The following is a 12,713-nucleotide window of genomic DNA, read 5'->3' as shown; positions in this document are numbered from 1 at the left end:
GTGGCGGAAGGCAGCGGGAGTCGAACCTGCCCGGGAACGGCTGCCGTCCCCAACCGGGTTTGAAGCCCGGCCGCGCCACCGGGCGCGATTGCCTTCCTTGTATTCAGTGCCTGGCCTGCTGCTGGGCCAGGGCGCTGTCGGCGCGGATATGACGCTGGTCGGCGACCCTCCGGGTCAGGCCGATACGGTCGAAGTATTCGAGGATCTGCACGGTGCGCTTGCGACCGATGCCCAACATATCGCGAAACGCGGCGACCTGCACTATCGGCGTACTGGCCGAATGCTGCAAGAGCATATCGGCCATGCGCCGCAGGGTCGCCTCGGGATAGAACAGGTCGCGCACCACCTGGTGCACCAGGCCAAGCCGGGCCAGCTTGCGCAGCAGAAGGCGCACTTGGGCCTCCTCTACGTTCTGCGCCCCGGCCAGCGTCCTGACCCAGGGCGGCTCGAACCCACCGGCCAGTAGCTGCGACTGCACACGCTCCCAGAGCGCGGCGTCAGCCTCGCTCAACTGCACCTTGTGGCCTGGCAGGTGCAACCACGGGCCGCTGCTGTCGATGGCCACCTCGGCCAGCAATTCGTCCAGCAGGCTGACGAAAGCCGGCCGCTCCAGGGGCAGCGCGACGAAACGGCGCAAGCGGTCGCGGTCCGGGCCCAACTGGTCCGGCTCCTGTTCATGGAACTGCGCCAACTGCTCCAGCACCTGATGCTTCAGCGCTTGCCAATGGCCAGTGGCGAACAGCAACTGGCCCTGGCGCGTGGCGACCACCAGCACGTCCTGCGGCAGATGCCAGGTGCCGCGCAGCCGGTTGAACTGGCGCTCCAGGCGCTGCGGGTCGAGCCCGGCAGGTGCGGCATCGAGCAAGGCAGGCAATGCCTGCTCCAGGTCCCGCGCAGTACGCAATACCTGCAACTGGCGCAGGCGCGCCTCGCTGCGGCGCTGCCGGCTCGGGGCGAAGGGGTCGAGCACCTGGCCGCCGCCAAGGGTTCGTTGTGCGCGCTGGTCGCGCAGCACCAGCCTGTCGCCGTGCACCGCCTGCAAAGGCGCGTTGAGCAACAACTGGGCGAACATGCGCTGGCCGGGCAGCAGTTTCTCACCTTCCAGCAGTGCCACCCGCGCCGTGACATCCTGGGTGCCTAGGTGCACATGCACGGCGCCGAAATGCTCGAACGCCCGTGTCTCGCCGGGCAACAACGCCAACTCGATGTCGACGCGGGTACTGGGCGCATGCAGCCACTCGGCCACCAACCAGTCACCGCGGTGGATCTGCTCCACGGCCAGGCGCTCGGCGCTGATGTTCAAGGCCACCCGCTGCCCGGCCTCGGCCACCAGCGCCGCCTGGTTCTGCGCATGCAGGCCTCGGACCCGCACCGGTTTGCCGGCCTTGCCCAGCAATAGCGTATCGCCCGCAGTCACGCGGCCGGCCAACGCGGTACCGGTGACCACGATACCTGCGCCCGACACGGCGAAGGCCCGGTCGATGGCCAGGCGAAAACCACCGGCCACGCTGCGCCGGGCCACGTCACCCTGGGCCTCGCGCAGGGCCTGGCGCAGCTCTTCGACACCTTCACCGGTGACGCTCGACAACGGGAACTGCGGCGCTCCAGCGTAAGGCCCCGGCGCCAGCAAGTCGGCCACCTGCGCCTGTACCTCGGCCAGGCGCGCCGGCTCCACCCGGTCGCACTTGCTGATCGCCACCAAGGCCCGGGGAATCCCCAGCAACTCGATGATCGCCAGGTGCTCACGGGTCTGCGGCATGACGCCATCGTCGGCGGCCACCACCAGCAACACCAGGTCGATGCCATGGGCGCCGGCAAGCATGTTGTGGATAAAGCGCTCGTGGCCCGGCACATCGATGAAGCCCGTCAGAGGCGCATCCTCGGCCAGGGCGGCGTAGCGGTAGCCCAGGTCGATGGTCATGCCTCGGGCACGTTCCTCCTGGCGCTGGTCGCCGGCCTGGCCGGTCAGGGCCTGGAGCAGCGCGGTCTTGCCATGGTCGATATGCCCGGCGGTACCGACGATCACTGCGCCGGCCCCACCTGCAGCGCAGGCAACTGCGCCAGCCATTGGGCTTCGTCATCCAGCTGGCGCAGGTCGAGCCAGAGGGCGTCGTCGTCGATACGCCCGAGCACCGGCACCGGCAGGCTGCGCAGGGCTCGCTCGAGCACATGCAGGCTGCGCCCACGCAGCTTCTTCGACACCTGCGGGCGCAGGCACAAGGCAGCACTGGGCAGACGTGCCACGGGTTGGCTGCCGCTGCCGATCATGCCCAGGGCCGGCTCGGCGCTCACAGTCCATTGCGGCCCCAGGCAGGCAGCCAGTGCCGGCGCCAGGCGCTGGGCCTGGGCCATGATCTCGGCCTGGGGACGGGTCAGCAGGCGCAGGCTGGGCAAGCGCTCGGCCAGGCGGTCGGGATTGCGGTAGAGCGCCAGCACCGCCTCCAGGGCGGCCAGGGTGATCTTGTCGACGCGCAGGGCGCGCTTGAGCGGGTTCTTCTTGATCCTGGCGATCAGCGCCTTGCGCCCGACGATGATGCCGGCCTGCGGCCCACCGAGCAGCTTGTCGCCACTGAAGGTGACGATATCGGCACCGTCGAGCAGGGCCTGGCGCACCGTCGGCTCTGCAGGCAGGCCCCAGCGGGTCAGGTCGAGCAGGCTGCCGCTGCCCAGGTCCTCGAGCAAGGGCAGGCCATGCTCATGGGCGATCCTTGCCAGTTCGGCGGTAGCCACCTGGGTGGTGAAGCCCTGGATGCTGTAGTTGCTGCAGTGCACGCGCATCAGCAGGCCGGTGCGCGGGTTGATCGCGCCCTCGTAGTCGCGGGCATGGGTACGGTTGGTGGTGCCGACCTCGTGCAGGCGCACACCGGCGCGGGCCATGATGTCGGGGATGCGGAAGGCGCCGCCGATCTCGATCAGCTCGCCACGGGAAATGATGCCCTCCTTGCGCGCGCCCAGGCTGTTGAGCGCCAGCAGCACGGCGGCGGCGTTGTTGTTGACCACGGTGACCGCCTCGGCGCCGGTGAGCTCGCGGATCAGGCCTTCGATCAGATCGTCGCGGTCCCCGCGCTTGCCGCTGGCCAGGTCGAACTCCAGGTTCAGCGGATAACGGGCGGCGGCCTGCATGGCCTCGACGGCTTCCTCGGGAAGCAGTGCGCGGCCGAGGTTGGTGTGCAGGACGGTGCCGGTAAGGTTGAAGACCCTGCGCACCTGGCTGCGTTGCTGGATGGCCAGGCGCTCGCCGGCGCGGCCGAGCAAGACTTGCGGGGCCAGCTCCAATGCATCGAGCTGGCCAAGCCGGGCCGGTTCGCGCAGGTCGTCGAGCAACTGGCGCAGCGCGGCCAGCACGGCGTCACGGCCGTGGCGCTCGATCAGCGGGTGGCCGTTCGGGTGTCGCAGCAGGGTATCGATGGAGGGGATGCGCGGGGTGTCGCTGGCGAGGCTCGAGGGCATGCGGTACTACCTTGCTCAAACGGGTCCGTTGTCTGTTCTGGCCCATACGCGGTTTGGCGCGTATGGGCCGTTCGCTGTTCCAGTGTAGTGCCTCAGCCACCTCCCGGTGCGAGCATCAGGTTCGGCGCCAGCCGATGGAAGCCCTCCTCGTCCAGGCGCATGTCCAGGGCCAGGCTGGCGAGGTCGTCGGCCAGCGGCTCCGCCGCGCTGTCGTTTTCCAGGTAGCACTGCTTGAGATAGCTGTCGCAGCCGGGGCAACACTCGGCCCTCAGCGGCGCCTTGCCGGCGGCGTGGCGATCGTCCTGCAGGTTGGTGTAGCGCAGGTCCTTGCTCGACTCGCAGTACACGCACTTGACCCGCACCACATGCCATTCGCAGGCACACAGCGAGCAAGCCAGGTAGCGCAGGCCGTTGTGCCGGCCGCGGTTGCGCACCACCCCGGCCATCGCCGGAGCGCCACAGGCCGGGCACTGGGCCAGGCTGCCCGTGGGCTTGAGCTCAGGCCCGGGCAAGCTCAGCAGCCAATGGCTCCAGGCCGCCTGCAGGGCTGCGCCGATGAACGGCACCAGGGCTGCCGGCACGGCATCGTACTGGCCGCCGAGCAAGGCGATACCCCAGCCTTTGCGCTGGCTTTCGTCGCTCTGACGCAGTTGCTCCAGTGCCTGGCCAGGCGGCCCGGTGGGTGCGTCGTCGAAACGTTCGAGCAGTGCCTGCAACCAGGCCAGCCACGGCCCTTCACGCACCAGGCTGTCGGCAGCCAGGGGCGGCAGGCCGTGGCTCAGGCACAGGCGTTGACGCTCCTCGGCCACCGGCAGCTCACTCGGTGGCTGCGCCAGCAACTGCTGCTGGATCCGGCACAACCGGGCGACCAACCGTAGGTAATCGCCCAGGACATGCCCTTCGGCCAGTTGTTCCAGGCGCGCGGCGCGCACGTCGAAAAGCGTGGCAGGTGGCAGGTGGAGGAACGGCGGCGCGCTCGCCGCCGCTTCAATCTGCCCGGGTTCGAGTAATGTGCTCAAGCGGTCATCCTTCTTTGCTACCCGGGCCGTGGGGCGTCTTGTCGCCGGTCACGTCCCGGTACCACAGTTCATGGTGCTTGCGCGCCCAGGCTCGACTGACCCAGCCATGCAGCATGGCGCCGACCGAGCCCTTGATCCAGATGCCGGCGTAGATGTGCACGATGATGCTGAGGATCAGCACGAAGGCCGCCAGCGCATGCAGCAAGGTGGCCAGGCGAATGGCGCCGATATCGAAGTAGTGGCTGAAATAGGCACGCCAGATCACCACGCCACTGACCAGCAGCACCAGCATGCACAACAGCAGGGTCCAGAACAGCAGCTTCTGCCCGGCGTTGTACTTGCCGATCGGCGGCACGCCCTCCTCCTGGTTGCGCATCACCCGGTCGATGCGGCGCAGCCACTGACGGTCGTTGGCGGTGATGAAGTTGGCACGCCAGAAGCGCAGCACCAGGCCGAGGAAGAACACGAACATCGCCACGCCCAGGAATGGGTGCAGGATACGCGTCCAGGGCCCGCCGCCGAACAGGTGGCTGAGCCAGAACAAGGCCGGGTGGAACAGCGCCAGCCCCGACAGCCCGGCCAGGACGAACAGGATCGCGACGATCCAGTGGTTGGTCCGTTCGTTGGCGTTGTAGCGCAGGATCGGTTTGTTGTCGTTCATGGCCGCTGCTCCCCTTGCCCGCCGGGCTTGGTCGGATCATAGACATGGACCGACGGGTCCACCTGGTGCACGCTGTCGTCGGCGGGCAGCGGGTGTTCGTCCTCCTCGACCCGCTGCGGCCCGACCCGCACATAGTGGAAGAACCCGGCCAGCACCGCCGCGCCCATGGCCAGCAGCGCCAGTGGCTTGCTGATGCCTTTCCACAGCCCGACCAGCGGGCTGATCACCGGCTGGTCCGGCAGGCCGGCATAGATCCTGGGCGTATCGGCGTGGTGCAACACGTACATCACATGGGTGCCGCCGACGCCGTCCGGGTCGTACAGCCCGGCATTGTCGTAGCCACGGGACTTGAGATCAGTGATGCGCTCGGCGGCATGATCCTTCATGTCCTGCTTGCTGCCGAAGACGATCGCCCCGGTCGGGCAGGTCTTCACGCAGGCCGGCTCCAGGCCCACGGCCACGCGGTCAGAACACAGGCTGCACTTGTAGGCCTTGTGGTCCTTCTGCGAGATCCGCGGGATGTTGAACGGGCAGCCGGTGATGCAGTAGCCGCAACCGATGCAGTGGTCCTGGTTGAAGTCGACGATGCCGTTGACGTGCTTGATGATCGCGCCCGGGCTCGGGCAGGCCTTCAGGCAGCCAGGGTCGGCGCAGTGCATGCAGCCATCCTTGCGGATCAGCCACTCCAGGTTGCCATCGTCGCGCTCGTGCTCGGTGAAGCGCATCAGGGTCCAGGTTTCGGCGGTGAGGTCCTGGGGGTTGTCGTAGGTGCCATGGTTGTGGCCGACCTCGTCACGCAGTTCGTTCCACTCCGAGCACGCCACCTGGCAGGCCTTGCAACCGATGCACTTGGTGGTGTCGATCAGCTTGGCCACTTCCTGCTGCTGGCGTACCGAGGGCGGTACGGTCGTGGTGGCCGAGCGGGCGATGATATCTTGCTGGGCCATCAGATTTTCTCCACGTTGACGAGGAACGACTTGGACTCCGGCGTCTGGGTGTTGCCATCACCGAGGAACGGCACCAAGGTGTTGGTCAAGTAGCCATGCCGGGTCGTCCCGGTGAAGCCCCAGTGCAGCGGGATGCCGATCTGGTGCACGGTCTGGTTGTTGACCTGCAGCGGACGGATCCGCTTGGTCACCACCGCCACCGCCTCGATATGCCCACGCTTGCAGGTGACACGCACGCGGTCGCCGGCCTTGATGCCTTTCTCGTTGGCCAGCACCTCGCCGATCTCGACGAACTGCTCGGGTTGCAAGACGGCATTGATCGGGCAGTGCTTGGTCCAGAAGTGGAAGTGCTCGGTCAGCCGGTAGGTGGTCGCCGCGTAGGGGAATTCCTGGTGATTGCCCAGGGTGTCCCACACCGAGTCGAAGATGCGGCCGGCCGGGTTGCTGGTCGCCTTCTTGTTCTGCGGGTGCAGCGGGTTGATGCCGATCGGCGTCTCGAACGGCTCGTAGTGTTCGGGGAACGGCCCCTCGGCCATCTTGTCGATGGCGAAGAAACGCGCGACGCCCTCGGGGTTCATGATGAACGGGTTCATCCCCGCTTCAGGTGGCGAGTCGACCTTGTAGTCCGGCACGTCGGTACCGGTCCAGGCCTTGCCGTTCCACCACACCAGGCGCTTCTTCTCCGGGTCCCAAGGCTTGCCTTGGGGGTCGCTGGAAGCGCGGTTGTAGAGGATCCGCCGGTTAGCCGGCCAGGCCCAGGCCCAGTTCTGCACCTGGTGCATGCCGTACGGGTCGCTGTTGTCGCGCCGGGCCATCTGGTTGCCCTGCTCGGTCCAGCAGCCGGTGAAGATCCAGCAGCCCGCCGCGGTGCTGCCGTCGTCCTTGAGCTGGGCGAAACTGGCCAACTGCTGGCCGCCCTTGATCACGGCGCCGGTGGCGTCGGCCTGGTCGGTCACCGCCCAGCCGTTCATCTCCTTGGCCAACTCCTCAGGCGAAGGCTCCTCGGGGACCTTGTACGGCCAGCTGATGTTGAGCAGCGGGTCGGGATAGGCGCCGCCCTCGGCCGTGTAGCGCGCGCGCAGGCGCAGAAACAGCTCGCTCATGATGTGCACGTCGGTACGGGCCTCGCCCGGGCCGTCGGCGCCTTTCCAGTGCCACTGCAGCCAGCGGCTGCTGTTGACCAGCGAGCCGTCCTCCTCGGCGAAGCAGGTGGTGGGCAGGCGGATCACCTCGGTCTGGATGTTGGCCGTGTCGACATCGTTGTACGGGCCTGCGTTGCGCCAGAACTCCGAGGTCTCGGTAGCCAGCGGGTCCATGATGACCAGCCACTTGAGCTTGCCCAGCGCCGCAGTGACGCGGTTCTTGTCCGGCAGCGCGGCGATCGGGTTGAAGCCTTGGCACATGTAGCCGTTGACCTTGCCCTGGCCCATCATCTCGAACATGCGCAGCACGTCGTAGGCCGGTACGTCGAGCTTGGGCAGCCAGTCGTAGCCCCAGTTGTTCTCGGCAGTGGCGTTGTCGCCATACCAGGCCTTCATCAGGCTGACGTGGAACTTGCCGTAGTTCTGCCAGTACGACAGCTGGCCCGGGCGCAACGGCTTCGATGCACGTTTGTCGATGAACGCGGCGTAGTCCTGCTCGGCATCGCCGGCCAGGGTCAGGTAGCCCGGCAGCGAGTTGGACAGCAGCCCCAGGTCGGTCAGGCCCTGGATGTTGGAGTGACCACGTAGGGCGTTGACCCCGCCACCCGGCATGCCGACGTTGCCCAACAGCAGCTGGACCATGGCCGCGCTGCGGATGATCTGCGCACCGATCGAATGCTGCGTCCAGCCCAGGGCATAGAGGATCGTCATGGTCTTGCCCGGTTGCGAGCAGGTGGCGATCTCTTCCCAGATCTTCATCATCTGGTCCTGGGGCATGCCGCAGGTCATGCTCGCCAGTTCCGGCGTGTAGCGGCTGTAGTGCTGCTTCATCAGCTGGTACACGCAACGCGGGTGCTGCAAGGTCGGATCGACCTTGGCGTAGCCATCCTCACCGAGCTCGTAGCCCCAGCCGGACTTGTCGGCATAGATGCGCTTGTCCGCGTCATAGCCGCTGAACAGCCCATCCTCGAAGCCATAGTTCTCTTTGACGATGAACGACACGTCGGTGTAGTTGCGCACGTACTCGTGCTGGATCTTGTCGTTGCTCAGCAGGTAGTTGATCAACCCGCCCATGAAGGCGATGTCGGTACCGGTACGGATCGGCGCGTAGTAGTCCGCTACCGAAGCGGTACGGGTAAACCGCGGGTCGACCACGATCAGCCGCGCCTTGTTGTGCGCCTTGGCCTCGGTCACCCACTTGAAGCCGCAAGGGTGCGCTTCTGCTGCGTTGCCACCCATCACCAGGACCAGATTCGCGTTGGCGATATCGGACCAGTGGTTGGTCATGGCACCACGGCCATACGTCGGGGCAAGACTTGCCACCGTCGGGCCGTGTCAGACACGCGCTTGGTTATCGAACCCCAGCATGCCCAGCGAACGGATGACCTTGTGGGTCAGATAGCCGGCTTCGCTGGAGGCGGCGGATGCGGCGAGAAAACCGGTGGAGAGCCAGCGGTTGACCGTTTGGCCCTGGTCGTTCTTCTCGATGAAATTGGCGTCGCGGTCCTGTTTCATCAGCTCGGCGACGCGGTCGAGCGCCTCGTCCCAGCTGACCCGGGTCCACTCCTTGCTGCCCGCCTTGCGTACCTGGGGGTACTGCAGGCGGTTGGGGCTGTGGATGAAGTCCAGCAGGCCGGCGCCCTTCGGGCACAGGGTGCCGCGGTTGACCGGGTGGTCCGCGTCGCCCTCGATGTGGATGATGTTCTGCTTGACGTTCTTGCCCGCGTCCCCCTGGCTGTACAGGATCAGGCCGCAGCCGACCGAGCAGTAGGGGCAGGTATTGCGGGTTTCTTTGGTGTGGGCCAGCTTGAAGTGACGCACCTGCTCGGCGAACGCGGGTGTCGGGGCCATGCCCAACGCCGCGAGGCTCGAGCCTCCAAGGCCGACGGCGGCGACCTTGAAGAACTGCCGACGGTTGAGGTCCATCGTGCACTCCTGATCAGGTTCTGGGCCCCGGGACGTTGCCGGTGCCTCTAGGACAATCACGGTGGCGGCAAACTGATGGCCGCCAATCGTTAAGATTAGTCAAGAATCAGGAAAGTGCGCTGACCTGGATCACGAATGCGCCTTGCCGCATTCACCGATAAGCCCTACATCCATCAAGGAAAGAGACTACATCCTTACGCATAAATCTCCTGAAAGGTTGTCCCAAACCTCCATGGACGATAAATATGAACAAAATATGCACACTGGCTGGGCTCATGATAGGCGCTTCACTGCTGGCGATGCCCGCCGTGGCCGATCCACAACCAGTCGATCGAACCCGCGCAGGACAACCTTCCCCCATTACCGCAGAACGCGCCCGCAGCATGGCCAAGGCCGCTGAGCGCGCTGCCCGCGCCGAAGGCTTCGCCATCGTCATCAGCATCGTCGACAACCATGGCAACCTCAAGCACTTCCACCGCATGGACGGTACCAGCAGTGGCAGCATCAAGGTCGCCCAGCTCAAGGCATCGACGTCTGCCCGCTTCCCTTTATCTTCCAGGTCACTCGCAGAACGCAGCGCCGCGCTGCCGGCGAGCCCATATGCATCACTGCCGGGATTCACCTTACTGGAGGGCGGGTTGCCGATCATGGACGCAAACGGCGAGCATGTTGGTGGCATCGGGATCAGCGGCGCAACACCAGAACTGGATACGCAGTTTGCCCAGGCCGCGCTCGATAGCGAAGGTTGAGACGGAGTATGGAGCCCCGTACCAGCAAGCCTTCCCTCATGAAGTCCATGCGGGGCAGCGCTGCTGGGAGGTTGTCATCATGAGAACCGGCTTGCCGGTAATAGGAAAACTCCGAACAAGCCACTCAGCAACCGGCAATGACTGGCGTTATGGGCGCGTCAATGATCGCGGCATCGACAATCGTGCCCTAGCGCAACGACAGGTCCTTGTCTCGCTGGTAGTCGTTGATGGTCTCCAGAATTCCCGCCGCCACCTGCCTTTGGGTAATACGGCTCGATCAACGCAACCAATCTGCTCCACCGCACGACTTGCTCCATCTCGGCCAGGAAACGCTTGCGGCGGTTTTGCTTGCGCTTACCGGCGTACTCGAAATCGGAAAAGCTCATCTGACTCATGGAATGGAGGGCTTGCTGGAGGCAGTTGAACGGAGGGCTCTTTCAGTACAGGCCGGACAGTCTGTACTGACTTGATCGAAAAATCCCTAAAGACGGGGTATCGGTAACTCTTATACCGATATCGATGTTTTCAGCAATGAAGTACAGCCCTCTTCATTCGCAATGAGTTGAGAACTAACACCAGGATAACGTTCGAGAAGCTCGGAAACCAGTTGATGACATGAGCGGGGTACCACGATGCGAATAAGCCCTTGCGGGCTTTCAAGAAAGCGTTCTTTGAGTCGAAATACATTTGCCGAAGACTCAAGCAACTCTTTGCAATGCGAATAGATCTGAGCACGTTATTTTTTACATACCCAAAACGAAGAAAACCCCGCAAGTGCGGGGCTCTCCAAGGAAAACTTTACAGTTTTCGCTAAGGTGCTCTCTAGAACGGAATATCGTCATCGAAGCTGTCGAAGTCAGCGGCAGGCTGCGGAGCCGGCTGCTGCGGCGCAGGACGTTGTGGCGCCTGCTGCGGGCGCGGGGCCTGCTGGCGTGGCGCTTGGTTGTACTGCTGCTGGCCGCCCTGATTGTAGTTGCCACCACCCTGGTTGTACGGATCGCCACCCTGCTGCTGGTTCTGCGGGCGGCCGCCGAGCAGCTGCATGGTGCCCTGCATGTCGACGATGATCTCGGTGGTGTAGCGCTTGATGCCGTCCTTTTCCCATTCGCGGGTCTGCAGCTTGCCCTCGATGTACACCTGCGAGCCTTTGCGCAGGTACTCACCGGCAATTTCCGCGACCTTGCCAAACATGGCCACGCGGTGCCACTCGGTGCGCTCGACCTTCTGGCCGGTTTGCTTGTCGGTCCACTGCTCGCTGGTGGCCAGGCTCAGGTTGGTCACGGCGTTACCGTTGGGCAGGTAGCGGACTTCGGGATCCTGGCCACAGGTGCCGACCAGAATGACTTTGTTAACCCCACGGGCCATAACGTTCTCCTAGGCTTCGCACGCCGAAGAGGCCGGATTCACCAGACGCTCCAGGGTCGCACGGTCCAAAATTTTCGTATCCAGTTTGATGTAGATGGCGGCTTCTTCCGCCACCACCACGGCGTCGGTCACACCCGGCACGGCCATCAGGCGTTCGGTCAGCCCGGCTTCCCGGACCGCCTCTGGCGTCAGCGACATGCGCAGGCTGGTCACGTAGGGCGGCTCGTTCATGCGCAACGCAGTGACCAGCCACACGGCACACAGGCCTGCACAACCGAGGAACACCATGCCCAGGCCACCGTGCTGGAACAACCAGCCACCGATGATTCCTCCCAGGGCAGCACCAAGGAACTGGCTGGTGGAATAGACCCCCATGGCCGTCCCCTTGCCGCCGGCGGGCGACACCTTGCTGACCAGCGAAGGCAAGGATGCCTCCAGCAGGTTGAAGGCAGTAAAGAATACCACGGTGCCAATCACCAGTCCGCGCAAGTTGTCAGCCCATTGCCAGAAGAACAGCTCGACCACCAGCAATACACTGACCGCGCCAAGCAACACGCGTTTCATCTTGCGCTTTTTTTCGCCGTAGATAATGAACGGGACCATTGCAAAAAATGAGACGAGCAAAGCGGTCAGGTAGACCCACCAGTGCTGCTCCTTGGGCAGGCCTCCGCGCTCGACGAACGCCAGGGGCAGCGCGACGAAGCTGGCCATGAGGATGGCATGGAGGACAAAAATGCCCACGTTCAGGCGCAACAGGTCCGGATGACGCAGTGTCGGGCCCAGTGCCTGGCGCGCTACCCCCGACTCCCGGTGCTGCAAGGCACCATGGGCATGGGGTACGACGAAGGCGATCAGGCCGATGCCGACCAGAGCGAGCCCGGCGGTGACGAGGAACAATCCTGACAGGCCGAAGGCACGTGTCAGCAATGGGCCGGCGACCATGGCCACGGCGAACGACAGGCCGATGCTCATGCCGATCATGGCCATGGCCTTGGTCCGGTGCTGCTCGCGGGTGAGGTCGGAAAGCAGTGCCATCACCGCCGCGGAAATGGCCCCGGCACCTTGCATAATACGCCCGGCGATCACACCCCAGATCGAGTCGGCCTGGGCTGCCAGCACACTGCCCAGGGCGAAGATCACCAGCCCCAGGTAGATCACCGGGCGGCGACCGATGCGGTCGGAAATCACCCCGAACGGTATCTGCAGCACGGCCTGGGTCAGCCCGTAGGCACCGATGGCCAGGCCGATCAGCGCGGGCGTCGCGCCAGCCAGGTCCATGCCGTAGGTCGCCAGCACCGGCAAGACCATGAACATGCCCAGCATACGAAAGGCAAAGACCAGGGCCAGGCCGCCTGCGGCGCGGGTTTCGCTGCCACTCATGCGTTCGTTGTGAGTGTCGTGCATGGATTAACCTCGTGTGAACCGGCGGCGATTCTATCAGTCCGACGGCTTGA

General features: G+C 64.9%; 9 protein-coding genes, 1 tRNA gene and 1 pseudogene. 1 reads left to right on the top strand and 10 read right to left on the bottom strand.

The genetic code is table 11. The features are described 5' to 3' along the window. Position 1: 1 nt before the first annotated feature. The 7 genes from WCE05_RS13320 to fdnG form a co-directional block, all read right to left on the bottom strand. A tRNA-Sec gene (locus WCE05_RS13320) sits at positions 2-97 on the bottom strand. A gap of 6 nt (positions 98-103) precedes the next feature. Continuing rightward, positions 104-2,026, bottom strand: coding sequence for a selenocysteine-specific translation elongation factor (gene selB / locus WCE05_RS13315; RefSeq protein ID WP_368816052.1), 1,923 nt, complete (start codon positions 2,024-2,026; stop codon positions 104-106). Continuing rightward, on the bottom strand, positions 2,023-3,450 hold the full coding sequence (selA, locus tag WCE05_RS13310; RefSeq protein ID WP_368816041.1) for an L-seryl-tRNA(Sec) selenium transferase: 1,428 nt from the start codon (positions 3,448-3,450) through the stop codon (positions 2,023-2,025). The genes selB and selA overlap by 4 nt, the downstream gene beginning before the upstream one ends. 92 nt (positions 3,451-3,542) lie before the next feature. Continuing rightward, the gene (gene fdhE / locus WCE05_RS13305) at positions 3,543-4,469 is read right to left on the bottom strand and encodes a formate dehydrogenase accessory protein FdhE (RefSeq protein ID WP_368816040.1); all 927 of its coding nucleotides are present in this window, start codon (positions 4,467-4,469) and stop codon (positions 3,543-3,545) included. A gap of 4 nt (positions 4,470-4,473) precedes the next feature. Further along, a complete protein-coding gene (locus WCE05_RS13300; protein WP_253079908.1) occupies positions 4,474-5,130 on the bottom strand; it encodes a formate dehydrogenase subunit gamma in 657 nt (218 codons plus the stop codon). Then, positions 5,127-6,077, bottom strand: coding sequence for a formate dehydrogenase subunit beta (fdxH, locus tag WCE05_RS13295; RefSeq protein WP_225788801.1), 951 nt, complete (start codon positions 6,075-6,077; stop codon positions 5,127-5,129). Before fdxH ends, WCE05_RS13300 begins: the two co-directional genes overlap by 4 nt. Continuing rightward, positions 6,077-9,145 carry a formate dehydrogenase-N subunit alpha gene (gene fdnG / locus WCE05_RS13290; protein WP_253091369.1) on the bottom strand — a complete coding sequence of 1,023 codons (3,069 nt, stop codon included), beginning with the start codon at positions 9,143-9,145 and terminating at the stop codon, positions 6,077-6,079. The genes fdxH and fdnG overlap by 1 nt, the downstream gene beginning before the upstream one ends. Before the next feature lie 245 nt (positions 9,146-9,390). Here fdnG and WCE05_RS13285 point away from each other — a divergent pair, with 245 nt between their 5' ends. After that, positions 9,391-9,894, top strand: coding sequence for a heme-binding protein (locus tag WCE05_RS13285; protein WP_225788803.1), 504 nt, complete (start codon positions 9,391-9,393; stop codon positions 9,892-9,894). A gap of 190 nt (positions 9,895-10,084) precedes the next feature. On the opposite strand, the pseudogene WCE05_RS13280 reads toward WCE05_RS13285, so the two are convergent. The 3 genes and pseudogenes from WCE05_RS13280 to WCE05_RS13270 form a co-directional block, all read right to left on the bottom strand. Beyond that, positions 10,085-10,289: pseudogene (locus tag WCE05_RS13280) on the bottom strand (hypothetical protein); the annotation flags it as partial. Between the two features lie 427 nt (positions 10,290-10,716). Continuing rightward, on the bottom strand, positions 10,717-11,259 hold the full coding sequence (locus tag WCE05_RS13275) for a single-stranded DNA-binding protein (RefSeq protein ID WP_225788804.1): 543 nt from the start codon (positions 11,257-11,259) through the stop codon (positions 10,717-10,719). 9 nt (positions 11,260-11,268) lie between these two features. Further along, positions 11,269-12,663 carry an MFS transporter gene (locus WCE05_RS13270; protein ID WP_225788805.1) on the bottom strand — a complete coding sequence of 465 codons (1,395 nt, stop codon included), beginning with the start codon at positions 12,661-12,663 and terminating at the stop codon, positions 11,269-11,271. Positions 12,664-12,713: the final 50 nt, after the last annotated feature.

It is taken from the genome of Pseudomonas sp. I2 (assembly GCF_040984075.1).
Classification (GTDB): Bacteria; Pseudomonadota; Gammaproteobacteria; order Pseudomonadales; family Pseudomonadaceae; genus Aquipseudomonas; species Aquipseudomonas guariconensis_B.
Note: the sequence above shows the minus strand (reverse complement) of the source record. Positions and strands in the feature narration are given on the sequence as shown.

Bases quoted from the DNA above. Each gene is read 5' to 3' on its own strand.
- WCE05_RS13300 (WP_253079908.1), bottom strand. From the start codon at position 5,130: ATGAACGACAACAAACCGATCCTGCGCTACAACGCCAACGAACGGACC.
- WCE05_RS13275 (WP_225788804.1), bottom strand. From the start codon at position 11,259: ATGGCCCGTGGGGTTAACAAAGTCATTCTGGTCGGCACCTGTGGCCAG.
- WCE05_RS13270 (WP_225788805.1), bottom strand. From the start codon at position 12,663: ATGCACGACACTCACAACGAACGCATGAGTGGCAGCGAAACCCGCGCC.
- WCE05_RS13285 (WP_225788803.1), top strand. From the start codon at position 9,391: ATGAACAAAATATGCACACTGGCTGGGCTCATGATAGGCGCTTCACTG.
- fdxH (WP_225788801.1), bottom strand. From the start codon at position 6,077: ATGGCCCAGCAAGATATCATCGCCCGCTCGGCCACCACGACCGTACCG.
- selA (WP_368816041.1), bottom strand. From the start codon at position 3,450: ATGCCCTCGAGCCTCGCCAGCGACACCCCGCGCATCCCCTCCATCGAT.